Consider the following 22,571-nt stretch of genomic DNA (forward strand, 5'->3'; position numbering starts at 1 on the left):
GCCGCTCCCACGGCAGCGTCATCGCCGCTCCGTGGGAAGCGCGCCGGGCGAGGCTCCGCTTGCCAGCGAATCGCGGGACAATAGAGATCCACGGACCGCACTTGCGCATCGAACCTTGCCCTCCGGACAGGCTATACTCGCCACCACTAATGGCCACCGCCGTCCGGCGGCGGCCCCGGTTGAAGCAAGGAGCCTTGAATGAGCGACAATCAGGCCGACCTGATCCTGCACGCCCGCTGGGTGGCGCCGGTGGCGCCGGACGCCACGGTACTGGAACAGCACGCCGTGGTGGTGCGCGGCGATACCATCGTTGATCTGCTGCCCAGTGCGCTGGCGGACCAGCAATGGCAGGCCACGGAGGTCCGCCGGCTGGACCGGCATCTGCTGATCCCGGGTCTGGTCAATGCTCACACCCACGCCGCCATGAACCTGTTTCGCGGCCTCGCCGACGACCTTCCGCTGATGACCTGGCTGGAAAAACACATCTGGCCGGCGGAGGGACGCTGGGTCAGTGACCCGTTCGTTTACGAGGGTACCCGGCTGGCGGCGGCGGAAATGATTCGCGCCGGCACCACCTGCTTCGCCGACATGTATTTCTTTCCCGACGCGGTAGCCAGGGCCACCCTGGAAAGCGGTCTGAGGGCGGCCATTTTCTGTCCGCTGATGGACTTCCCCACGCCGATGGGGTCCGGGCCGGAGGACTATTTACGGCTGGCCACCGATGCTGTCGATCAGTGGCGCCACGAGCCGCGACTGTCCCTGGGATTTGGTCCGCACGCCCCTTACACGGTATCCGACGGCCCGCTGGAACAGGCTCTGACCCTGGCCGAGGAACTGGACCTGCAAATCATGATGCACGTGCACGAAACCGCCGGCGAAATCCAGCAGGCGGTGGAGCACAACGGTGACCGGCCCCTGGCGCGGCTGCGCCGGCTGGGCCTTCTGACGCCGAGACTGATGGCCGTGCACATGACCCAGTTACTGGACGAGGAAATCCAGTGGCTGGCCGAGACCGGCACCCATGTGGTGCATTGCCCGGAGTCGAACCTGAAACTGGCCAGCGGCTTCTCGCCGCTGTACAAACTGCGCCAGGCCAGCGTCAACGTCGCCCTGGGTACCGACGGCGCCGCCAGCAACAACGACCTGGACATGATCGGTGAGATGCGCGGCGCCGCCCTCCTGGCCAAGGGCGTCAGCCTGCGCGCGGACGCCCTGCCCGCCGCCGAGATTCTGGAAATGGCCACTCTGGGCGGCGCCCGCGCCCTGGGACAGGAGAGCAGGATCGGTTCCTTGCAGGCGGGCAAGCAGGCCGATCTGGTGGCGGTGGATCTGGCCCGCCTGGAGACCCAGCCGGTTTACGATCCGGTGGCCCAACTGGTCTATGCCGCCAGCCGCGATCAGGTCACCGACGTCTGGGTCGCCGGCCGCGCCCTGTTGAAAGAGCGAAACCTGCTCACCCTCAACGAGGCCCAACTGGTGCACAATGCTCAACAATGGCAACGGAAAATTGCCGGAGAAAGCCAATGAACGAAGTAACCCGCCGCAACGTGGACAACAGCGAAGTCGCCAAATTCAACGCCCTGGCGGAGCGCTGGTGGGATCCCAACTCCGAATTCCGGCCGTTGCACGACATCAATCCGCTGCGTCTGAACTACATCGATGAGCGGGTGGACCTGCCCGGCAAGCACGTGATCGACATCGGCTGCGGCGGCGGCCTGCTCTCCGAGGGCATGGCCCGGCGTGGCGCCACCGTCACCGGCATCGACATGGGCGAAGCACCGCTGGCCGTGGCACGGCTGCATGCCGAACAGAGCGGCGTGGAGGTGGAATACCTGCAGACCCCGGCGGAAGACATCGCCGCCGAGCGGGCCGGCCAGTACGACGTGGTCACCTGTCTGGAAATGCTGGAGCATGTCCCGGATCCGTCTTCCGTGATCCGCGCCTGCGCCGCGCTGGTCAAGCCCGGCGGCCAGGTGTTCTTCAGCACCATCAACCGCAACCCGAAGTCGTTTCTGTTCGCCATCGTCGGCGCCGAATACGTGCTGCGCCTGCTGCCACGGGGCACCCATGAGTACGCCAAACTGATCCGTCCTTCGGAACTGGCGGCCTGGTCCCGCGACGCGGGTCTGGATGTGCGCGACACCACCGGCATGACCTACAACCCGGTCACCCAGGTGTACAAGCTGAACCGGGACGTCTCGGTCAATTACCTGATGCACGCGGTTAAAGCGGTCTGACACTAGCGAGGCTCCATGGCATCTCTGCAGGCCGTCTACTTCGATCTGGACGGCACCCTGATCGACACCGCGCCGGACTTTTATAGCGTGCTCAATAACCTGTTGGCGGAGCACGGCCGCCCGGCGGTGAGCTATGCGGCGGTGCGCGCCAATGTATCCAACGGCGCCCGGGCGCTGACCGAGCTGGGCTTTGGCCTGGGCCCGGAAGACGACGCCTTCGACAATTACCTGAATCAGTTGCTCGACGCCTACGCCGGTCATCTGGCGGTGGACACCCGGCTGTTCGAGGGCATGGCCGACACCCTGGACTGGCTCGACCAGCATGGCCTGCCCTGGGGCATCGTCACCAACAAACCGGAGCGCTTCACCTTGCCGGTGCTCGAGGGCCTGGGTCTGGCGACCCGGGTTGGCGCGGTGATCTGTCCGGATCACGTGCGCCAGCGCAAACCGGACCCGGAAGGTTTGCTGATGGCAGCCGGGCGGGATGGGGTCAACCCGGTTGCCTGCCTTTACGTCGGTGATCATCTGCGCGACATTCAGGCCGGCAAAAACGCCGGCATGGCCACCGCGGTGGCCGCGTTCGGTTACATCGACGCCGACGACGACCCTCGCGGCTGGCAGGCGGACCATCTGCTGGAACGGGGCGACGACCTGTTACCCTTACTGAAAACCCTGACAAGCGGGAGCCTGGCATGAACGATCTGCAGTCCCTGAATAGCCAAGCGGTGACGTATCAATGTCCGGATAACGCCTTCAAGGATCGCATTATCCTGGTGACCGGCGCCGGCGACGGCATCGGCCGGGCCGTCTCCCTGGGGCTGGCGCGGCACGGCGCCACCGTGATTCTGCTCGGCCGTACCCAATCGAAACTGGAAGCGGTGTACGACGAAATCAAAGCCGCCGGAGGCCCGGAACCGGCCCTGGCGCCGGTCAACATGACGGTGGCGCGCCCCAGCGATTATCTGGAGCTGGCCAGCCTGTTCGAGAAAGAGTTCGGGCGTCTGGATGGCGTGCTCCACAACGCCTCGCTGCTTGGCGACATCACCCCCATGGACGGTTACAGCGCCGACACCTGGGACTCGGTCATGCAGGTGAACGTCAACGCCGCCTTCTACCTGACCCAGGCCCTGTTGCCGTTACTTCGCAACAGCGATGACGCCCGCATCCTGTTCACCTCGTCCAGTGTGGGCCGGCGCGGGCGCGCCTACTGGGGGGCCTATTCGGTGTCCAAGGCAGCCACCGAGAATCTGGCCCAGGTGCTCGCCGAGGAACTGGAAAACACCTCCAAGATCCGCGTCAACACGGTCAACCCCGGCGCCACCCGTACCGCCATGCGTGCCAACGCCTACCCCGGCGAAGACCCGATGACGCTGAAAACCCCGGAAGAGCTGTTACCGGTCTATCTTTATCTGCTGGGCCCGGACAGCAGCAACGTAAACGGCGTTTCTCTGGACGCGCAGCCCAAATAACGAATCGCGGCCCACTCACGGGCCGCGCCCCTCCCCATATGCAACATCCCCTTGGCTATAGCGACAAAGCCAAACGTCGTCATGGTGCCCGGCGACCGGAACAACTGTGCTATTACTTTTTGCACGGGCCCGAGAAAGCGGCCCTCCTGTCATAGCGCCCACGCCAACAACAAAAAGGGACCTTTATGAAAGCCTTATTGATAAGGGCCGCCACGCTTCTCGTTCTGCTCACCGGTATCGCTACCGTCAGTGCCGAAGACCTGCGCCTGTCACCGGAACAGAAAGCGAAAATGGAAAAGCTGCTGCCCGGGGTCACCATCAGTGATTCGCTGGTATCAGAACTGGCCAGTGTCTTTTATTCACGGGACATGCCGGTGCGGGTGCGGCTCAAGGCGATCAGCAAGTTGGTGGGCATCGACCAGATGCCGCCAGGCACCGCGCTCAAGCGCAAAATCTGTATCTGGGACATCGCCGGCCGCAATGGACCGATCTTTCACGCCGCCATGGAGCAGCGGGCTCTGGCGCTGGAGTACGGCATCAATCTGGAAATGATCCCGTTCACCAATGAGTCGATCATGGTGGATGAATTGAAAGCCGGCCGCTGCGACGCGGCGCTGATGACCGGCTTTCGTGCCCGTGATTTCAATGTCTACACCGGCACCATCGATTCCATCGGCGGGGTGCCGGACAACGACCACATGCGCACCCTGCTGGAAGTACTCGCCCATCCCAGCCAGGCGGACAAAATGGTGCATGGCGACTATGTGATCATGGGCGTGTACCCCGGCGGTGCCGCCCATATCTTCGTCAACGACAAACAGATCAGTTCCCTGGCCAAGGCCGCCGGCAAGAAAGTGGTGGTGCTGGACTACGACAAGACCCAGGCGGAGATGGTCGCCGGTATCGGCGCCACGCCGGTGCCCTCGGATATCGTCAGCGCCCCGAACAAATTCAACAACGGCGTGGTGGATATTCTGGCCGCCCCGCTGATCGCCTACGAGCTTCTGGAGTTGTACAAGGGGATGACGCCGGACGGCGGTATCGTCGATTTTCCGCTGGCGCAGATCAGCATGCAGTTGGTGGGCCGGCTGGACAAATTTCCCAACGAGATCGCCCAACTGGTGCGCGAGGCGTCTTTCGAGGCCTACGACCGCATCCGCGCACGGGTGAAGGTCGAGGAGGACCGGGTACCGGACCGCTGGTGGATCCATATCCCGGACAAGGAGCGCCGCGTTTACGAAAGCATGATGCAGGACGCCCGCAATGTATTGCGCAAGCAAGGCTACTACGACGGCCGCATGCTCGACCTGCAGAAGCGGATCCGCTGCAAATACACGCCGTCTCGCGGTGAGTGTTCCAATTCCTGAGCGCCAGTTGGAGACGCGAACCATGATCCACCGCTGGCTGTATACCGCCCTGCCCCTGCTGGCGCTGCTTGGCCTGCCCCCCGCTCTGATGGCTCAACAGAGCGAAGAACCGGCTCCCGGCGCGGTCACCAAGGCGTTCCAGGAGCGCCGCCATCTGACCATCTGCATTTGGGATCTGGTCGGCCGCAACGGGCCGATTTTCTCCGTGGCCCAGGATCAGAAGGCCCGTTTCCTGGAGTATGGCCTCAACATTGATCTGGAGCCCTATACCAATGAGCGGGTCATGGTCGAGGCGCTCAAGGCACGCCAGTGCGACGCGGCCCTGATGACCGGCATGCGCGCGCGGCTTTTCAACAAGTACACCGGCACCATCGATTCCATCGGCGGCGTGCCCAGTGAAGAGCACATGCGCATCCTGCTGGAGGTATTGGCCAATCCGAAATCGGCACCGCGCATGGTGGAAGGTGACTACGTGATCCTCGGCATCGCTCCCGCCGGCGCCGCCTATATTTTCGTCAACGACAAACGCATCAATACCCTGGCCAAGGCCGCCGGCAAGAAAGTAGCGGTTCTGGATTACGACCCGACGCAGGCGGAGATGGTCGCCCAGGTGGGAGCGTCACCGGTGCCATCGGATCTGGTCAGCGCGCCCAACAAGTTCAACAACGGCGTGGTGGATGTGCTGGCGGCGCCGTTAGCCGCCTATCAGATCATGGAGCTGTACAAGGGTATGACGCCGGACGGCGGTATCATCGACTATCCGCTGGCGCAGATCAGCCTGCAGCTGGTGGGCCACAAGGACCGCTTCCCGGCGGATATGGCGCAGATCTCGCGGGAGCTGTTCTTCGAGGGGTACCGGAAGATGATGGATCGCGTGCATCTGGAATCCCGCCAGGTGCAGGACCATTGGTGGGTGCCGATTCCGGCCCGGGACAAGCAGGACTATGAGGTGATGATGCGCGATGCCCGCGTGCAGTTGCGCGAGCAGGGCTACTACGACGGCGACATGCTCAACTTGCAACAACGGATCCGTTGCAAGTTGGACGCACGCCGCGCCGAGTGCGCCAATCCGGTGGAGTGAACCGGCTCTAGGAATCTTCCGTGGGTATCTGCTCCAGAGCGCCAAACATATCCACGCGCTGATCATTGAACAGATCGAGTTCCGGCGCCAACGCCTGCACATAGCGGTCGAAATAGAGAAACTGCTTGAGCAGCAGAGCGAACTCCCGCGGGAACCGGATACCGTGATCCTCGCCGATGCGCACCAGATCCATCAGCAAACGATTGACCTCACGATCATTGCGATCGGCCTGCACCAGCGATGATGGATCCACCCGGGTGAGACGATCCTGTAAAGCGGTGATATCCCGCGCCAGCGCGTCCACGTCCACTTCTTCCCGGGTCATGCCCACCATCACCATGGACCGGGCCATGGTCTGGACGTCGCCATTGCCAATCGCCTCAAGGAAACTGGACATGCCCTCCCAGGCTTCACGGCGAATGCGCCCGACCATGCCAAAGTCGATGAAGCCGACACGGCCGTCTTCCAGCACCATCAGGTTACCGGCGTGCAAGTCGGCGTGGAAGAAATCGCACAGCATGAGACTGGAGAACCAGGTATTCAGCGCGGTGATCAGCACCCCGGCGGGGTCGTCGGTATACTCACGCAAGGCGCCGAGATCAGTGATCGGCATGCCGTGCAGCCGTTCCATGGTCAATACCCTGGTGGTGGTGTGGGAACGGATCGGCCGGGGCGCCACCACCGCACGATTACCGGTCTGCGCCAAGAAGTCATTGAATTGCTCCAGGTTACGGGCTTCCTGCAGGAAATCGCACTCCTCCATCATCCCCGCCTGCAGCTCCTCGATGACCCCGGACAACGCCGAACGGCTCAGCCCCGGCGCCAGTGATTCGATCACCCGGGCGGAGAAATAGAGAAAGTTGAAATCGGTAAGCAGCACATTGCGTACTCCGGGACGCTGCACCTTGATCACCACCTCGGCACCGTTGTGCAGGCGCGCCGCGTGCACCTGGGCAATGGAAGCGCTGGCCAGCGGACGCGGATCCACCCATTCGAAATGCTGCTCCAGGCTGCCACCCAGTTCCTCTTCCACCATCCCGCGAATATAGTGGAAAGACAGCGGCGGGGTCCGATCCAGGCATTTCTGGAACGCCTCCACGTACTCTTCCGGAAACAGTGACGGTGAACTGGCGATGAACTGCCCCAGCTTGATGTACGTCGCGCCCAGGGATTCAAAAGTAGCGCGCAACCGTTCCGGCAGGGCGTCACGATCACCAAGCGCCCAACCCAGCCCCTGACGGCCCACCACACCGAGAGTCTCAATGATGCGCAGGGCGCCTCGGGCGGTGTTCCTCGCCAGCGCCAGGCCGGAGCGCTCACGCAGCAGATCGGCGCGAGCGCCGGTAACCGAAGAAGGCTGTGTCATCACGTCTGTGTCCCTGTTTAAAAATGAATCGCCCTGGGTCGGTAAACTACCGGAAAAGGGTAACCATAAAAACCACGACGGTTTTTACCTCGAGGTTAATTATGACCAGCCGGTCTTTCTGTCCCCTTTTTTTTACCTGGTTCACGAGTGTCCACTCAAAGATCCAGAGGTTAAAGGGTAACCGTCTGATTTTATTACCAAGATCCCGGAAGGCCCAGCGTTTAGGTAAACTTCATTGGCTGTTCCGACAGGAGAGCGCCGACGTACGGTCATTTCCCCTGGTCCCGTGCAAATCCATGATCCCCTTGCTGGCGTCCATATGTAATGGCTTACATGCATTTTTGTAATTGGCGCTTGTGTCAACGGGCGTGCGTTGTGTACCGTCAAATTTTCCACGTCGAGAACAATAAAAAGGAGCTAAAAGGAATGCGTTCTCTAATAACCAAAGTGCTGCGACCCGCGCGTGTACTGATTGCCGGCGGCGCCCTACTCGCGCTGCAGGGCTGTGGCATGATCTATAAAACCACCGGGGATATTCTGGTCAGCTTTGGCCAGGCGGAATTACTGCCCTATATGCTGGCCTACGACGATGTCCGCATGGGCTGCATCATGGGTGAAGCCCAGACGCCTCTCCTGATGTCCTTCGAAACCGTGGGTTCCCATCCCGGCCGCCTGGGCGTGATGACCTTCGTCACCTCGGCGGTGTGCGCCGAACAGCTTGCCCTGGAGTCCGAACTGCGCTACCTGCGTGCCATGAAGGAAGGCCGGGTCGCCGAAGCCCAGGATGCCCGCATCGAGCAAAAACGCTGGTCCGCCCTGGCCGCCGAGCGCCTGCTCACTGCCTACCAGCGCCTGGAAGTGGAATACGGCAAGCAGAACGAAGGCGAGTGCCCCAAACTGAATCGCAAACTGGATCAACTGGTCTGGCTGGTGGGTAACATTGCCGGCGCCCAGGCGCTGGTGGCCGACGGTGCCGCCGACGGCGTGGTCGGTGTACCGCGCGATATCGTTGGCAAAGTCGCCCGTAACGCCTCCTGCCTGAGCAACGAGAACTGGTGGGGCGCGCCGGAAGGCCTGCGTGCCACGATCTGGAACCTGCTGCCGCAGTTGGCTCCGGAAGGCGCCCAACCCTGGCCGAAGCTGGAACAATCCGCCGAAATGGGCTTCGAAAAAGGCGTGCGTCTGGGCAGCGCTTTCCTGGCGCTGAGCGCTTACAGCAAGGGCGACAATGATCGTCTGCGCAAAGCGATTCGCGATTTCGCCGCCAACGACGAAAACCTGGACCCGGACTACGCCATGATCGACGCCATCGCCGGTGTCCTGATACAGGGCCTGTCCGATCGCATGTGGACCGAAGCCACCGGCAAGCGGACTCCGGTGAACGGCCTGGGCACCTTCTGGGATGACCAGCCCTCCTCGGGTTCCAAAGTTGACATCGACGATCTGCTGTAACGGGACCGGAGGGCCTTTCCCCGCTGGAAGGCTCTCCTCCCGATAATCAAAAAAACCAGGAGAGACGATCTCATGCGCTACAAGAAAGCGTTAACCGCCGTGATGGCGACCGTACTGGGCCTGGCCGCGGCCGGCGCCAATGCCGCCGAGAAACGGACCTTGTGTGTCTTTGACATCATCGGTGCCAGTGGCGACGTCTACAACGTGATGAAGGACTACCGTACCGCCGCCGCCGGTTGGGGAGCCGACATCGACCTCAAGCCCTACACCGACGAGAAGATCACCGCCGAGGCCCTCAAGGCCGGGCAGTGCGACGGCGCGGTGCTGACCGGTCTGCGGGTACGCCAGTTCAACCACTACTCCGGCAGCATGGAAGCGATCGGCGCGATTCCGGATTACGAGCATCTGCGCACCGTGATCCAGGTGCTGTCCAGCGACACCCCGTCCATCAACGAAAAAATGACCTCCGGGCCCTACACCATTGGCGGCCTGATGCCGATGGGCGCGGCTTATCTTTTCGTCAAGGACAGGGCCATTAACAACGTCAACGCTTTGTCCGGCAAGTCCATCTCGGTAATGGAATACGACCCCGCCCAGGCGCAAATGGCCGCCAAGGTGGGCATGTCTCCGGTACTGTCGGACATCACCAACTTCGCCGGCCGCTTCAACAACAACTCCGTGGATATCTGCTTCGCTCCGGTGGTGGCTTATTCCGCGCTCGAACTGTACAAGGGGCTGCAACCCGACGGTGGCATCATCCGCTATACGCTGGGCCAGCTCACCAATCAGATCGTGCTGCGCAAGGACCGCTTCTCCGAGGATTTCGTCAAGCAGTCCCGCAAATTCATGTTCGGCCAGTTTGACCGCGCCATGACCATCATCAACAACGCGGAAAACGAGGTGGACAAGAAGTGGTGGATCGAGCTGCCCGAGGAAGACAAGCGTGGCTATGACGAGATGCTGCGTGAGGCTCGTATCGAGATGACCCAGGACGGTATTTACAGCAAGGACCTGACCAACCTTCTGCTGAAGGTACGTTGCAAGTACGACCCTTCCCGCGCGGAATGCGCCAACCCTCAAGAGTAACAGCTGAAACCGCGGGGCCGGCATCCGGCCCCGTTCTCCATTCCCTCCACCACTTCCGGCGCTTCGGCCATACCGGCGCGAAGGGGTGAAGTATATGCTCGCTCGAAAAGGTCGTTTTCATACGCGGCGATCTCATTGCTGGCATAACAAAAACCGGGTGAAAAATGGATAAACCAACCTTTACCGTGGCGAACCGTTCCATCAAGGAATGGGTATCCTCCCTGCCGACCCTGATCATCCTTCTGCTGACGATTTTTCTTTCTTCCGGTGAAATTATTCACTCCCAGTTATTGAAGATAGGTGAAAATACCTGGGAGAGTTATTTCCTGCTGCGTGGCGCCGGCATGGTGCAACAGCCAACCTGTAACCCGGACCCGAACATCGATCAGCTCACCCGGGAAACGGTACGCAAGCGCCAACAGGAAAGCGCTGATGATCCGCTGGCGGACGTGCTCGGCGCCTCGGAGGTCAACGAGGACGCGATCCGTCAGTCTCTGGAGCGCTCCAGGGAAAACTGCCGGACTCGCTGGGAGCGCTTCCAGACCATAGAGGAAAGGGTTACACCCGGTGTCATCGCCTTCCGCACCGTCGAGGGCGGCGTGGCGAAAATCGTCTCCACGCTTGGCGACTACAAACGCCTTTTATTGTGTTTGCTGGTACTAATCTGCGCCGCCACTGCCACACTGGGCCGGCACCATATCGCTCTGCGGCCGCAACGGACGGTAAAGGACTATCTTGTTTCCACCACGGCACAGTTGATAGCCAATGCGCTACTGCTTTCCTCCGCTTTCGTTTATCGCATGGAGGAAGTCGCCGCCATGGAGTCCGGCGTGCGCGTCGGCCATTTCTATTTGCACCAATTCTGGATCGCCGGCTTTGCCATTCTCACCGCCTCTTCCCTGTATCAGTTGATACGCCGCCCCAGGGATCTGGAATCCGGTGGCTCCTGGGGCAAGGCCCTGCTCACCATTCCGCTTTACACGTTCATGGCTCTGACCGCGTCGGCGCAGTTCCTCAGCCAGGGTTATTACCACGGCATCGCCGTGTACCTGGGCATGATGATGGAGATGTCCACGCTGTTCCTGAACCTGGCGCTGTACATCTGGATCGGCATGATGCTCAAGCAGACCAAGCTGGCCCATCTGGTGTTCGATGTACTGCGACCATGGAAAATGTCACCGGAACTGATGGCCTTCGTGGTGCTGGCCGTGGCGGCCATCCCCACCGCTTACACCGGCGCTTCCGGTATCTTCGTGATCGCCGCCGGGGCCACTATCTATAACGAGCTGATCCGCGCCGGCGCGCGCAAACAACTGGCCCTGGCCGCCACCGCCATGTCCGGCTCCATGGGGGTGGTACTGCGCCCCTGTCTGCTGGTGGTAATCATCGCCGCGCTGAACAAGAGCGTGACCACCGCCGAGCTGTTCAATTCCGGTATCAAGATCTTCATTCTCAGCCTGGTGCTGTTCTTTATATACAGTCAATTCGCGCGCACCTCCCCGGCCCGCATCGCGCCGTTCTCCGAGGCTCTGCCGCACAGTCTGAAACGTCTGATACCGCTGCTGCCCTACGGCATCGTGGTCGGCACCGTGCTGGTGTTCTTCAGCGACGTTCTTAACCGTCATCTGGATGAGTTCTCCGCCCCGATCATTTTGCCGGTGATGCTGCTGGCCGTGCTGTTCTACGAAAAACTCAGCCGCCATTTTCTGCACCTGTTCGCATTGGCGCTAATCCCCATGCTGGCGATGTCCTTCATGGACACCTGGAACGGCTATCAGGCCTTGCAGAGCGGCGAAATCCCCACCGGCTGGACCACCGTGACACTGCAAAATCATCTTTGGGGACTGTTCTGGCGCAATGTGATTCTCGGTGGCTTTATCGTCGTTCACTACCTGGTGGCGCCCCGCATGAAAGGCAATGGCGATACCGACCCTCACTACGCTCCAGAGGAAGGCGTCTCGGAAAAACTGGAAGGCTCTCTGCGCTTCTCCACCAATGAGACCACCACCCACATCGGCGCACTGTTGATGCTGATGGCACTGTCCGTGAGCACCGGCGGTATCATCGAACGCTCCGGTCTGATGGAAATGCTACCCGAAGCGTTCTCCTCGATCTGGATCGCGATGACCATTCTGGTAGTGACCATGGTAGTCATCGGTATGATCATGGATCCCTATGGCGCGGTGATTCTGGTGAACGCGACCATCGCTCAGGTGGCGTTCAACAACGGTATTGATCCGTTGCACTTCTGGATGATTACGCTGGTGGCGTTCGAATTGGGTTATCTGACCCCGCCGGTGGCCCTCAACCATCTGCTGACCCGGCAGGTGGTGGGTGACGACGAGGTGGAAAGCGCCAAACTTCACAGCGGCTCCTTCTTCCGCCGCTACGAGAAGTTCCTGCTGCCCATCGCGGTGATGCTGACGGCGCTGCTGGCGGTAAGCTATCTGCCGCTGATGTCCGAGGGGCTGCACCAATGGCTGTTCCACAAGATACAGGTGGCCATGTAATCACCCGGTGTAAATAAACACCGTAACCACAGGAAGGGGCTCTCGCGGGCCCCTTTTGTGTTAAACGCCAAAAGACAAAAAGACGGAACGCAACACCGATAAAAACAATCCATACCAATAAGAAGGAGAAGGGGCGATGGAAGAAAGAGCCATGGGGGAAACCGTGAAGAGAGACAGCGGGCACTGGCTTCAGCGGTCGCCGGCGGAATGGTTTTCTTCATTACCAACCCTGTTGGTACTGTTGCTGGCACTGTTTCTCTCATCCGGAGAGATCATCCATTCACAGTTGCTCAAGATCGGGGAAAACACCTGGGAAAGTTATTTCCTGCTGCGTGGCGCCGGTCTCATGGAGGAACCGACCTGCAATCCCGATCCGGATATCAACCGGCTGACCCGGGAAACCCTGCAAAGGCGGAAGGCCGAAGCCGCCAACGATCCACTTGCCGGCGTGCTGGGCACACCCAGCGTCAACGAAGACGCCATCCGTCAGTCACTGCAGCGGTCACGGGAGAACTGCCGGGGAAAATGGGACCGCTACCAGATCATTCAGGAAAGGGTCACCCCTTCGGTGGTGATGTTTCGCAATGTGGAAGGCGGCGTGGCCTGGGTGGTGTCCTCACTGGGCGATTACAAACGTCTGTTGCTTTGCCTGCTGTTGATGATCTGCGCCACCCGCACCACGCTGGGCCGGCATCATATCGCCCTGCGCCCGCAGCGTACGGTAAAGGACCATATTGTTTCCACCAGCGCGCAACTGGCCGCCAATGCCCTGCTGCTGCTTTCGGCCACCGTCTACCGCGTCGAGGAAGCGGCGGCCATGGAATCCGGCGTACGGGTCGGTCACTTCTACTTGCATCAGTTCTGGATCGCCGGCTTCGCCGTGCTGACCGCGGCGTCGCTGTATCAGTTGATCCGCTTTCCCAAGGGACTGGAATCCGGCGGCTCCTGGGGTAAGGCCCTGCTGACCATTCCGCTTTACACCTTCATGTGTCTGTCGGCGTCCTCCCAGTTCATCAGCCAGGGCTACTACCACGGCATCGCCGTGTACCTGGGAATCATGATGGAAATGTCCACCATGTTTCTGAATCTGGCGCTGTACATCTGGATCGGCATGATGCTGAGACAGACCCGGCTGACCCATTTGGTGTTCGACGTGCTGCGGCCCTGGCGCATGTCACCGGAACTGATGGCCTTCGTGGTACTGGCGGTCACCGCCGTGCCCACCGCCTACACCGGCGCCTCCGGTATCTTCGTGATCGCCGCCGGGGCCACCGTCTACAATGAGATGATCCGGGCCGGCGCCCGTAAACAGCTGGCCCTGGCCACCACCGCCATGTCCGGTTCCATGGGTGTGGTGTTGCGTCCCTGCCTGCTGGTGGTGATTATCGCCGCGCTTAACAAAAACGTCACCACCACCGAACTGTTCAGTTCCGGCCTCAAGGTATTCATGCTCAGCCTGCTGCTGTTCTTCATTTACAGTCAGTTCGCGCGCACCTCGCCGGCCCGCATCGCGCCGTTCTCCGAAGCCGTTCCCGCCAGTCTCAAACGTCTGGTGCCACTGCTGCCTTACGCCATTGTTGTCGGCGCTGTACTGGTACTGTTCAGCGACGTGCTGGACCGTCAACTGGATGAGTTTTCCGCGCCCATCATCCTGCCGGTGATGTTGCTGGCCGTGCTGTTCTACGAAAAACTCAGCCACCACCTGCTGCATCTGTTCGCGCTGTTCCTGGTGCCCATGATAGCGCTGTCATTCAACGATCTCTGGCAGGGTTACCAGGCTCTTCAAAGCGGCGAGCTCCCCACCGGCTGGACTCATATCACGCTGCAAAACCACCTGTGGGGCCTGCTTTCGCGCAACCTGTTCCTGGCCGGTTTTCTGCTGGTGCACTATCTGATCGCGCCACGCATGGCCAAGAGCGAGGCCACGGATCCTCACTACGCCCCCGAGGAAGGGGTCTCCGAAAAGCTGGAAGGGTCCCTGCGTTTCGCCACCAATGACACCACCACCCACATCGGCGCCATGCTGATGCTGATGGCCCTGTCGGTGGGCACCGGCGGGCTGATCGAACGCTCGGGGCTGGTGGAAATGCTGCCGGAGTCCTTTTCCTCGATCTGGATCGCCACCAGTATTCTGGTGGTGACCATGGTGATTCTCGGCATGATCATGGAGCCCTTCGGCGCCGTGGTGCTGGTCAATGCCACTGTCGCCCAGGTCGCTTTCAACAACGGCATCGACCCGCTGCATTTCTGGATGATCACCCTGGTGGCGTTCGAGTTGGGCTATCTGACTCCGCCAGTGGCGGTGAACCATCTGCTCACCCGCCAGGTGGTGGGCGATGATGAAGTGGAGAGCGCCAAACTTCAGCACGGCTCCTTCTTCCGCCGCTACGAGAAGTATCTGCTGCCGATCGCGGTAATGTTCACCGCACTGCTGCTGGTGAGCTATCTGCCGTTATTGTCGGAAGGCCTGCATCAGTGGCTGTTCCAGAAAATCCAGATCGCCATGTGACCACTCGCTTCCGCTATCGGCCTTGCTTCATCGCGCCGATAGCGGATAATCGGGCCCCCTGATACGAAAAAAGCAGGTCCGGCTTATGAATGACAAGACCCGCGAAGAACAGTACCGGCGCCGTCCCACGGAGCCGTTGCCAAAAAGCGTTCGTCCCGCCTTATTCTTGTTGCTCTTTCTGGTCGCCGTAACCCTGTGCATCGCCGGTGCCGCCGCCCTGGTGGACCGTCTCATCTATGGGTGAAGCCGATGAAGCACGTAAAGGAACAACGTCGTCATTCGCGCCACCGCGCTCCGAGCGGCCTGAACATGCGTCTGCGCCAGGATCCACCAACGGAGGACGACGATCTCACGCTGACATGCCGGGATATATCCCGCGCCGGTCTGGGTGTGGAACTGCCCTATTCGATCCGGCCCGATACCGACGTGGAACTGTGGCTGCAGCTACCCAACCAGGGTGAGGCCCTGCATCTGTTCGGCACCATCGCCTGGTGCGCCGAGGGAGCTCAGCGCTGGTCCGCGGGCATAGCCCTTGATCTGGAGCGAACCGACGGTGCCCTCTGGGCGGCCCGGTTCGACGATCCCGATGTCTGACCGTCCGTCGCTGTTTCAACGGGGCGGGCAATACCATCTGTACCGGCCGGACTACCCGGAAAATTTATTCCGCTGGCTCGGCGATCAATGTTTCGAGCACCAATGGGCGCTGGACCTGGGCTGCGGCACGGGGCAGGCATGCCGCTCCCTGGAAGGTCATTTCCAGCACGTCATCGGCGCCGACCTCAGCCTCGCTCAACTGCGGGGCGCTCCAGCCAGCGCCAGCCACTATCTGGCCGCCCGCGCCGACGCCCTGCCCTTCGCCGATGGCAGCTTCGATCTGATCACCGTGGCCCAGGCACTGCACTGGTTTCCATTGCCGATGTTCTTCAAGGAAGCGGAACGGGTGCTGCGCGAGGATGCACTGCTGGCCATCATCAGCTATGGCTTGTGTCAGGTGGAGGGGTTGCCGGACCTGATCGACGATTTCCACGACCGGGTGCTGGCGCCCTGGTGGCCGGCGGCGCGCTGGAGCGTGGTCAGCGGCTATCGCAACGTCACCCTGCCATGGCCGGAACACAAGGCGCCGGAAAGCCTGGGCATCGAACGTCACTGGCACTGGCGCGATCTGGCCGCCTATCTGGACACCTGGTCAGCTTTGGCGAAAGCGCGCAGCTTCGGCAAGGATCCGTTGCGGGATTTCCTGCCGCAACTGGAACAAGCATGGGGGGAAAAGACGCGCAAGGTACGCTGGCCGTTGAGAGTCCGCGCCTGTCGCCGGCCCAGGGAGTATTGAAGCGGAGCGCTATGTTCCGACCCGGTTCAGTACCTGGAGCTTTCAGTACCTGGGAAATGCTCGGCCAGCAGACCGGCAAGGCGATCCAGACGATGGCGCCGTTTCGACAGGCCGAACACATTCATCATGCGGGTCCCCCAGGTGAGGGCCGTGGCCAGGGTATCGCCGCCACGGCGGGGGATCACGTGGAGATGGACATGGGGTACGTGTTGATTGGCTTCGCGGCCATCATTGACCACCACGTTATGAGCTTTGACATCCAGCCCCGCCCGCTTCTGCGCACGGATGGTGCGCCGCGCCAGTTCAAAAAGGTGGGCCGCCAGATCCGGCTCCAGCTCTTCCAGTAGCGCATGGTGCGCCACCGGAATCACCAGGCAATGGGCTTCGCGGACCGGGAACAGGTCCAGCAACACCACGGCCCGCTCATCCCGGTACACCACGCTGGCGGGGGCATCCCCGTTCAGAATCCGGCAGAAAATGCAGTCAGTCGTCGTCATAATCCTCATCGGCCCCGGCCACCGCTTTGCGGCGCTGGCGCCAGGACTCCAGCAAGGCAACGATAAACGCCACCAGCAGCACCGCCACCAACGGCGCCACCGCCCGCCAGGGACCGCTGTCGTTACCGGCGAACAGGCCGTCGAACAGACTGACCACCCAGGCCGGCGCCCATTCTTCCTGATTCGCCGCCACTGGCCACGGGGTCAGCAGTACGGCGGTCGCCAGCCCCCGCAGCAGGGTTTTCAACCAGGACATCAGGGGGCGGGTCAGATACCACAGTACCACCAGCACTCCCAGACTTCCCAAAACGTAAGCCAGCCATCCCATCATATAGGCATTCGTTGTCACAGTTACTCCCTGGAGCCCATTCACGCTCTCAAGCCTACACAGGCTCTTAGAGCCATTCTATACGTCCCGAGCTCGCCTCTCTATCGGGTCCGTCCGCATCAGTTTTCCACCCAATGGATGACATGGTCTTCCCAGTCCCGCTCCGCAACCCGGTTTTCCGGAACCACACGGCCGGCAACACTGATTCCCGCGGCACGTACCGAGCCCGGATCTCCGGACAGCAACGGGTGCCACTCAGGCAGCGGTTTGTCTTCGGCTCGCAGCCGATAGGCGCAACTGGCCGGCAGCCAGTCGGACCGGGCCATCTCCTCGGTTACCTGAAGGCAACCCGGCACTTTGCGCCGTCGCTGTGCGTACACCTGACAACGGCAACGGCGGGTATCGAGATAGCGGCAACTGAGGTCCGTGAACACCACCTCGCCACTGTCCTCGTCCTCCAGCTTGACCAGACAGCAGCGCCCGCAACCGTCGCACAGCGCTTCCCATTCCCGGCTATTGAGCTGCCCCAGGGGCAGCGTCCAGAACCGGTCGCGCAAAGGCGGGTCCGTCAGCGTCACGACGGCTTTCCGCGCGGATTGTCGGGGTGGCCGGCGGCCAGAAACAGATCCTCGTCCGGCGGCGGCGGCATCTGCAGATAAAACCCTTTATCGCGTATTTCATCCATGACCTTGCTCACATCCGCCCGCGCCAGCGGCCGCTTGGGGTCCAGGATCATATCGCTGACGTGCACCAGCTTGCCGCATTGCTCAAGCAACACCTTCGGCACCGCGTCCAGACCAGTGGCCCGGGCCACGAACAGGTACATCTCGGACCGGCGGCTGCTCCGGTAGATAGAACAGAACAACTTGCCTTGCAGCGTCATAGCATCTCCAACAACGGCTCGGCGACCGGCTCCCGGCGCCAGCCGCGCAACGGCTCGGGCAAGGACTCCGGATCACGCACCAGCGCTTCCAGCCAGCGGCGCCGCACCAGCACCTCCGGCTGCAATCCCAGATCATTGGCCACAGCGGTCACCCGGTCGCGCAATTGCTTGACCTGATCCCGCTGCGACCGGGCCAGCGGTTCCGGCAGCGGCCGCGGCGGCGTTTCCCGGCGGCCCTGCTCCAGGCAGGCGATGATCCGCTCGCCGTCGCGCTGAATCAGCTTGGGGTGCAATCCCAGCGATTGCAGCGTGCTCCGGTCCAGGCGGCGGCGCTGGCTCAATTCCAGCATCACCGGGTCCTTGAGCACGAAACTGCGCGGCAGATCGCGCTGCCGCGCGGTCTCTTCACGCCAGCGCGCCAGCGCCGCCAGGGCGGCCAGTTCCTCGCCCTGCAACACCCCGGCGCCTTTGACCGCATGCCAGGGCTCACCGCCCTGCCCGCGCCGGCGCACGTCCGCCACCAGACGATCGCATTCTTCTCGCCACCAGGCTTCCCGGCCCAGGGCGCGGAGACGTTCGCGCAAACGGCCGGTCACTTCGGGCAGGTACTTCACGTCGTCCTCGGCGTAGCTCAATTGTTCGGCGCTGAGCGGCCGCCTGAGCCAATCGGTACGGGTGGCGCCCTTGGGCAGAGCGACCCCCAGTTGCTGTTCCACCAGCCGCTGGTAGCTCATTTGCATATCCTCGCCGACCAGGGCGGCGGCGATCTGGGTATCCTCGATGTGCTCCGGGCATTCGCCGGTGAAGTACTGCAAGGCTTCCAGATCCTCGGAACAGGAATGCATCACCAGACACCGATCCGTCAGCACCGCACCCAACACTGGCGCGCTCACCCCGGTGGTGTCGATGAGACGGATGGCGTCGCCATCGTGCGCCTGCACCAGAGCCAGCCGTGGCCAGTAGGTCCGATCCCGCATGAACTCGGTATCCAGGTACAGCGGCCCCGCCGGCGGCGCCCAGTCCTGGATCTGCTCGTCTTTGTCACACCATATATAGCTCATGCCGCTCCCGGCTCGTCCGAATGGGGCGCATTATACGGGCAAGGCCCCGCCGGCTCCATGCGGAGGCGTCTGGAGGTGTGCCCGCAATCCGCTTTCTGCTAACCTTGGCGCGCCTTGAAAACCGCACAGGAATCAACCATGAGCACGAAACTGGTACTGGTCCGCCACGGACAGAGCGTCTGGAACAAGGAAAACCGTTTCACCGGCTGGAAGGACGTGGATCTCACCGAGCAAGGCCGGGCGGAAGCGAAAACCGCCGGCGATCTGCTGCAAGAAGCGGGCTTCGAGTTCGATATCGCCTACACTTCCGTGCTCAAGCGCGCCATCCGCACCCTGTGGACAATCCTCGACACCATGGATCAGATGTGGATCCCGGTGGTGCGTGACTACCGCCTCAACGAGCGCCACTACGGTGCCCTGCAGGGCCTGAACAAGGCGGAAACCGCCGCCAAATACGGTGACGAACAAGTACTGGTTTGGCGCCGCAGCTACGATACGCCGCCGCCGCCGATGGACCGCGATGACGAACGCTACGCGGGCCGTTTCCGTGTTTATCGCGGTCTCAGCGACGCCGAGATTCCGCTGTCCGAGAGCCTCAAGGACACCGTGGCCCGCTTCGTCCCCTACTTCCAGAGCGTGATCGAACCGGATATTCGTGCCGGCAAGCAAGTGCTGATCTGCGCCCACGGCAACAGCCTGCGCGCCCTGGTCAAACACCTGGGCAATATTTCCGATGAAGAAATCGTCAAGCTCAATATCCCCACCGGTATTCCCATGGTGTATGAGCTCGACGACGATCTGAAGCCGATCAAAAACTACTACCTGGGCGACGCCGAAGCCGCCGCGGCCGCGGCCGAAGCGGTGGCCAATCAAGGCAAAGCCTGACGGCCTCCCCCGGTGGCGCCCGCCGCCGGGGAATTCAGGAATCCGGCGCCGGATTCCGGTCCAGCACTTCCACCCGGCGCCGTTCCCCCGCTTCGAACAGACGCTCCCGTAACCGTTCTATTTCCGCCTGCTGGTCGCTCGGCGCCAGACCGCTTTCCAGAATGGCGCGGCGCTGCTCGCGGTAATCCTGATAACGGGCCTGCCAAAGTGCCCGGCGCTGGTCCAGCTCCGCCAGCCGGTCCGCCGCCTCCCGGCCCAGCCGCTGCTCACGCAACTGGTCGATCCGCCGCTGAGATGCCCCCTGCTCCCGCAACGCCCGCACTTCCTCACGCACTCGCATCGGTTCCCGCGAGGCACGCACCTGCTCACGCAAATCCGGCGGCAGGGTGGCTTCCAACGCATCCAGACGCTCACTCCTGGTGGCTTCGTCCAGGTCCTCGTCCTCAAGAATGCGGCGCCGCTGCAAGGCGAAGTCCGCGTAACGGTCCTCGAAGCCGAAAAACGCCTCGGCGGTGACGGCGTCGAAAAAGCGGTCCCGCAATGCCTGACGTTGTTCAAGACTCTGGCGCAGCGCGGCCGGATCCTGTCCCGGCGGTGTCAGTTCCGCCAGCGCCTCGCGATAGCCCAGATACTGTTGCAGCAGCGCCCAGGCCCGGGCCGCCGCCGACGGCGACAGCCGCGCCTCGAAATCCGCCGCCAGGCGCGCCTTGAGTGTCTCCAGGTCCTCTTCGCCCAAGGCCGACAACACATAGTCGAAGCGGCGCCGCAACGCTTCGTTGATGATCAGGTTGCCATTCTCGTCCTCGGCCAGAGCCCCATCCGGCCGGGTGCCGCGCCAGGACGGCGGCGGCGAGTCGGCCAGTTCCCGGCCACGCACGGCGTAATCGTGCAATACCGATGTCACCGATGCAGGCAGCGGGTCCTGGCGCGCCGCCGCCACGGGCGTGGAGCCATCGCCTTCGCCAGACCATCCCCACATGCCCAGGCCCGCCAGCGCCAGCAGCACGATCAGGATTGTGTATACGCGTCCTTTGCTCACGTTCAGTCCTCGACGACAACCGTTACCGACCCGCACACCGCCGCTCTGACAGCAAGTGCCGCTCGTCGGATTACGACATTTTTATTAGTGAACACCTGTTCCGCTCTGGTTAGGATCATAGCAGGCTGTTGGCGAACAGTCCGGAACCCATCGGGTTCCTTTGGTAAAGGGTGGCCGATGGAATCGGTCATTGGCAAGAAAGAGCGCGGCGCGATTGATGTTGTGGTCCATCCGCCACGGGCTCGACAAAAGATTCCGAAAACAACAGATAAACAGGGAAGCTTATGAAAACGTCAATAAAGACTCTTTTGAGAGCAGCTCCTCTGAGCGCTTTCTCAGGAACAAAACCGCTGAGGGCTTTTTTTGTGGCCGCCGTCCATGGCGGCCATCCTCCGGACCGTCACTGCCGCGACGTCAAAAATCGCTCCCGGCGATTTTTTGGAGTAAAACCGCTGAGGGCTCTGCTCGGCATCCTGCTGCTCGCGTGGTTGGCCGGCGCCGCTCATGCCGACGACTACACTGAAACCCGTTATCCCATCGTACTGGTGCACGGCCTGTTCGGCTTCGACACCGCCGCCGGCGTGGACTATTGGTATCGCATCCCCGAGGAACTGCGACGAAGCGGCGCCGAAGTCTACGTGGCCCAGGTCGCCGCCGCCCAGGACACCGAGGTGCGCGGCGAGCAACTGGCACGACAGGTGGAGGATATTCTCGCCATCAGCGGCGCCGAGAAGGTCAACCTGATCGGTCACAGCCACGGCAGCCCCACCATCCGTTACGTGGCCTCGGTCTACCCGGACATGGTCGCCTCCGCCACCGGTGTTGGCGGCGTCAACTGGGGCGCCCGGCTGGCGGACGTGCTGCAGGGCGTGGTGGACGACGTGCCTTTCAGCGGTGACCTGATCGGCTTTCTCGGCAATGCCCTGGCCGGGCTGATCGATCTGTTCTCCGGTGGCGGCAATGAACAGGACATCCTGGCGGCCTTGAAGGCGCTCACCACCGAGGAGACCATCGCCTTCAATCAGCGGTATCCGGAAGGCATGCCCAGCGAGTATTGCGGCGAAGGTCCCAGGATAGGCAGCAATGGTGTCTCTTACTTCTCCTGGAGCGGGGCCAAACCGCTGACCAATTTCCTCGACCCTTCCGACGCCCTGCTCGGCGCCACTTCCATTGTTTTTCTCGGCGAGAAAAACGATGGGCTGGTGAGCAGTTGCTCCAGCCACCTGGGCATGGTGATCCGCGACGACTATCGCATGAACCATCTGGATGAGGTGAACCAGGTTCTCGGGCTGCGCGATCTGTTCAGTACCGACCCGGTCACCCTTTATCGCCAGCATGCCAACCGGCTCAGGAACTATCAGTTCTGAACCGGCAGTTCTGAACCGGCAGTTCCGAGTCAGCGGTTCAGAGTCGCAACGGCCACGCCGGAGGTAACCACGCCGGCGTGGCCGTCTTCCCAAGGACGCCCTCA

The 22,571-nt window shown here is 61.9% G+C and carries 22 protein-coding genes; 15 read left to right on the forward strand and 7 right to left on the reverse strand.

The window, feature by feature from the left end; translation table 11 throughout:
* Positions 1–198: 198 nt before the first annotated feature.
* The 6 genes from RYH70_RS13175 (at position 199) to RYH70_RS13200 (ending at position 6,154) form a co-directional block, all read left to right on the forward strand.
* Positions 199–1,527 (forward strand): TRZ/ATZ family hydrolase, encoded by a 1,329-nt coding sequence (locus tag RYH70_RS13175; protein ID WP_317009245.1) that lies wholly within the window; start codon positions 199–201, stop codon positions 1,525–1,527.
* Entirely contained in the window at positions 1,524–2,237 is a 714-nt protein-coding gene (gene ubiG, locus RYH70_RS13180) for a bifunctional 2-polyprenyl-6-hydroxyphenol methylase/3-demethylubiquinol 3-O-methyltransferase UbiG (RefSeq protein WP_022996434.1), read from the forward strand. The genes RYH70_RS13175 and ubiG overlap by 4 nt, the downstream gene beginning before the upstream one ends.
* 15 nt (positions 2,238–2,252) lie before the next feature.
* On the forward strand, positions 2,253–2,933 hold the full coding sequence (locus tag RYH70_RS13185; RefSeq protein ID WP_026949181.1) for an HAD-IA family hydrolase: 681 nt from the start codon (positions 2,253–2,255) through the stop codon (positions 2,931–2,933).
* Positions 2,930–3,706, forward strand: coding sequence for a YciK family oxidoreductase (locus RYH70_RS13190; RefSeq protein WP_022996432.1), 777 nt, complete (start codon positions 2,930–2,932; stop codon positions 3,704–3,706). The genes RYH70_RS13185 and RYH70_RS13190 overlap by 4 nt, the downstream gene beginning before the upstream one ends.
* A 185-nt stretch (positions 3,707–3,891) precedes the next feature.
* Positions 3,892–5,073: a putative solute-binding protein gene (locus tag RYH70_RS13195; protein ID WP_063139833.1), complete on the forward strand. Its 1,182-nt coding sequence runs from the start codon at positions 3,892–3,894 to the stop codon at positions 5,071–5,073.
* A 22-nt stretch (positions 5,074–5,095) separates the two neighbouring features.
* On the forward strand, positions 5,096–6,154 hold the full coding sequence (locus tag RYH70_RS13200; RefSeq protein ID WP_022996430.1) for a putative solute-binding protein: 1,059 nt from the start codon (positions 5,096–5,098) through the stop codon (positions 6,152–6,154).
* A 7-nt stretch (positions 6,155–6,161) separates the two neighbouring features.
* Here RYH70_RS13200 and RYH70_RS13205 read toward each other — a convergent pair whose 3' ends face one another.
* Positions 6,162–7,520 (reverse strand): ABC1 kinase family protein, encoded by a 1,359-nt coding sequence (locus RYH70_RS13205; RefSeq protein WP_205475416.1) that lies wholly within the window; start codon positions 7,518–7,520, stop codon positions 6,162–6,164.
* Positions 7,521–7,946: 426 nt separating this feature from the next.
* Here RYH70_RS13205 and RYH70_RS13210 point away from each other — a divergent pair, with 426 nt between their 5' ends.
* From RYH70_RS13210 to RYH70_RS13240, 7 genes are all read left to right on the forward strand, one after another.
* A complete protein-coding gene (locus RYH70_RS13210) occupies positions 7,947–8,972 on the forward strand; it encodes a hypothetical protein (RefSeq protein WP_163126015.1) in 1,026 nt (341 codons plus the stop codon).
* A 72-nt stretch (positions 8,973–9,044) separates the two neighbouring features.
* Positions 9,045–10,058, forward strand: coding sequence for a putative solute-binding protein (locus RYH70_RS13215; protein ID WP_163126017.1), 1,014 nt, complete (start codon positions 9,045–9,047; stop codon positions 10,056–10,058).
* Between the two features lie 164 nt (positions 10,059–10,222).
* Positions 10,223–12,568, forward strand: a complete 2,346-nt coding sequence (locus tag RYH70_RS13220; RefSeq protein WP_317009246.1) for a TRAP transporter large permease subunit — start codon at positions 10,223–10,225, stop codon at positions 12,566–12,568.
* Between the two features lie 136 nt (positions 12,569–12,704).
* The gene (locus tag RYH70_RS13225) at positions 12,705–15,077 is read left to right on the forward strand and encodes a TRAP transporter large permease subunit (RefSeq protein ID WP_317009247.1); all 2,373 of its coding nucleotides are present in this window, start codon (positions 12,705–12,707) and stop codon (positions 15,075–15,077) included.
* An 85-nt stretch (positions 15,078–15,162) separates the two neighbouring features.
* Complete coding sequence (locus RYH70_RS13230; RefSeq protein ID WP_014995326.1) at positions 15,163–15,321, forward strand: hypothetical protein; 159 nt, start codon at positions 15,163–15,165, stop codon at positions 15,319–15,321.
* Positions 15,322–15,326: 5 nt separating this feature from the next.
* Positions 15,327–15,671 carry a PilZ domain-containing protein gene (locus RYH70_RS13235; protein WP_022996424.1) on the forward strand — a complete coding sequence of 115 codons (345 nt, stop codon included), beginning with the start codon at positions 15,327–15,329 and terminating at the stop codon, positions 15,669–15,671.
* Positions 15,664–16,407: a class I SAM-dependent methyltransferase gene (locus tag RYH70_RS13240; protein WP_055099253.1), complete on the forward strand. Its 744-nt coding sequence runs from the start codon at positions 15,664–15,666 to the stop codon at positions 16,405–16,407. The genes RYH70_RS13235 and RYH70_RS13240 overlap by 8 nt, the downstream gene beginning before the upstream one ends.
* 26 nt (positions 16,408–16,433) lie before the next feature.
* Here the strand turns inward: RYH70_RS13240 and RYH70_RS13245 are convergent, their stop codons facing one another.
* From RYH70_RS13245 to rnd, 5 genes are all read right to left on the reverse strand, one after another.
* On the reverse strand, positions 16,434–16,904 hold the full coding sequence (locus RYH70_RS13245; RefSeq protein ID WP_022996422.1) for an HIT family protein: 471 nt from the start codon (positions 16,902–16,904) through the stop codon (positions 16,434–16,436).
* Complete coding sequence (locus RYH70_RS13250; protein ID WP_231504719.1) at positions 16,891–17,253, reverse strand: hypothetical protein; 363 nt, start codon at positions 17,251–17,253, stop codon at positions 16,891–16,893. The genes RYH70_RS13245 and RYH70_RS13250 overlap by 14 nt, the downstream gene beginning before the upstream one ends.
* 98 nt (positions 17,254–17,351) lie before the next feature.
* Positions 17,352–17,810 carry a YcgN family cysteine cluster protein gene (locus tag RYH70_RS13255; RefSeq protein WP_022996420.1) on the reverse strand — a complete coding sequence of 153 codons (459 nt, stop codon included), beginning with the start codon at positions 17,808–17,810 and terminating at the stop codon, positions 17,352–17,354.
* Positions 17,807–18,115, reverse strand: coding sequence for a YcgL domain-containing protein (locus RYH70_RS13260; protein WP_022996419.1), 309 nt, complete (start codon positions 18,113–18,115; stop codon positions 17,807–17,809). The genes RYH70_RS13255 and RYH70_RS13260 overlap by 4 nt, the downstream gene beginning before the upstream one ends.
* The gene (gene rnd, locus RYH70_RS13265) at positions 18,112–19,176 is read right to left on the reverse strand and encodes a ribonuclease D (RefSeq protein ID WP_022996418.1); all 1,065 of its coding nucleotides are present in this window, start codon (positions 19,174–19,176) and stop codon (positions 18,112–18,114) included. Before rnd ends, RYH70_RS13260 begins: the two co-directional genes overlap by 4 nt.
* Positions 19,177–19,314: 138 nt before the next feature.
* On the opposite strand from rnd, the gene gpmA reads away from it, so the two are divergent.
* Entirely contained in the window at positions 19,315–20,061 is a 747-nt protein-coding gene (gene gpmA, locus RYH70_RS13270; protein WP_055099251.1) for a 2,3-diphosphoglycerate-dependent phosphoglycerate mutase, read from the forward strand.
* Positions 20,062–20,095: 34 nt separating this feature from the next.
* Here gpmA and RYH70_RS13275 read toward each other — a convergent pair whose 3' ends face one another.
* Positions 20,096–21,100 (reverse strand): lipase secretion chaperone, encoded by a 1,005-nt coding sequence (locus RYH70_RS13275; protein ID WP_022996416.1) that lies wholly within the window; start codon positions 21,098–21,100, stop codon positions 20,096–20,098.
* A 365-nt stretch (positions 21,101–21,465) separates the two neighbouring features.
* On the opposite strand from RYH70_RS13275, the gene RYH70_RS13280 reads away from it, so the two are divergent.
* Positions 21,466–22,467 carry a lipase family alpha/beta hydrolase gene (locus RYH70_RS13280; RefSeq protein WP_022996415.1) on the forward strand — a complete coding sequence of 334 codons (1,002 nt, stop codon included), beginning with the start codon at positions 21,466–21,468 and terminating at the stop codon, positions 22,465–22,467.
* The last annotated feature ends 104 nt before the right edge of the window (positions 22,468–22,571 follow it).

Source organism: Alloalcanivorax xenomutans (genome assembly GCF_032810065.1).
Classification (GTDB): domain Bacteria; phylum Pseudomonadota; class Gammaproteobacteria; order Pseudomonadales; family Alcanivoracaceae; genus Alloalcanivorax; species Alloalcanivorax xenomutans.

Bases quoted from the DNA above. Each gene is read 5' to 3' on its own strand.
- RYH70_RS13175 (WP_317009245.1), top strand. From the start codon at position 199: ATGAGCGACAATCAGGCCGACCTGATCCTGCACGCCCGCTGGGTGGCG.
- ubiG (WP_022996434.1), top strand. From the start codon at position 1,524: ATGAACGAAGTAACCCGCCGCAACGTGGACAACAGCGAAGTCGCCAAA.
- RYH70_RS13185 (WP_026949181.1), top strand. From the start codon at position 2,253: ATGGCATCTCTGCAGGCCGTCTACTTCGATCTGGACGGCACCCTGATC.
- RYH70_RS13190 (WP_022996432.1), top strand. From the start codon at position 2,930: ATGAACGATCTGCAGTCCCTGAATAGCCAAGCGGTGACGTATCAATGT.
- RYH70_RS13195 (WP_063139833.1), top strand. From the start codon at position 3,892: ATGAAAGCCTTATTGATAAGGGCCGCCACGCTTCTCGTTCTGCTCACC.
- RYH70_RS13200 (WP_022996430.1), top strand. From the start codon at position 5,096: ATGATCCACCGCTGGCTGTATACCGCCCTGCCCCTGCTGGCGCTGCTT.
- RYH70_RS13205 (WP_205475416.1), bottom strand. From the start codon at position 7,520: ATGACACAGCCTTCTTCGGTTACCGGCGCTCGCGCCGATCTGCTGCGT.
- RYH70_RS13210 (WP_163126015.1), top strand. From the start codon at position 7,947: ATGCGTTCTCTAATAACCAAAGTGCTGCGACCCGCGCGTGTACTGATT.
- RYH70_RS13215 (WP_163126017.1), top strand. From the start codon at position 9,045: ATGCGCTACAAGAAAGCGTTAACCGCCGTGATGGCGACCGTACTGGGC.
- RYH70_RS13220 (WP_317009246.1), top strand. From the start codon at position 10,223: ATGGATAAACCAACCTTTACCGTGGCGAACCGTTCCATCAAGGAATGG.
- RYH70_RS13225 (WP_317009247.1), top strand. From the start codon at position 12,705: ATGGAAGAAAGAGCCATGGGGGAAACCGTGAAGAGAGACAGCGGGCAC.
- RYH70_RS13230 (WP_014995326.1), top strand. From the start codon at position 15,163: ATGAATGACAAGACCCGCGAAGAACAGTACCGGCGCCGTCCCACGGAG.
- RYH70_RS13235 (WP_022996424.1), top strand. From the start codon at position 15,327: ATGAAGCACGTAAAGGAACAACGTCGTCATTCGCGCCACCGCGCTCCG.
- RYH70_RS13240 (WP_055099253.1), top strand. From the start codon at position 15,664: ATGTCTGACCGTCCGTCGCTGTTTCAACGGGGCGGGCAATACCATCTG.
- RYH70_RS13245 (WP_022996422.1), bottom strand. From the start codon at position 16,904: ATGACGACGACTGACTGCATTTTCTGCCGGATTCTGAACGGGGATGCC.
- RYH70_RS13260 (WP_022996419.1), bottom strand. From the start codon at position 18,115: ATGACGCTGCAAGGCAAGTTGTTCTGTTCTATCTACCGGAGCAGCCGC.
- rnd (WP_022996418.1), bottom strand. From the start codon at position 19,176: ATGAGCTATATATGGTGTGACAAAGACGAGCAGATCCAGGACTGGGCG.
- gpmA (WP_055099251.1), top strand. From the start codon at position 19,315: ATGAGCACGAAACTGGTACTGGTCCGCCACGGACAGAGCGTCTGGAAC.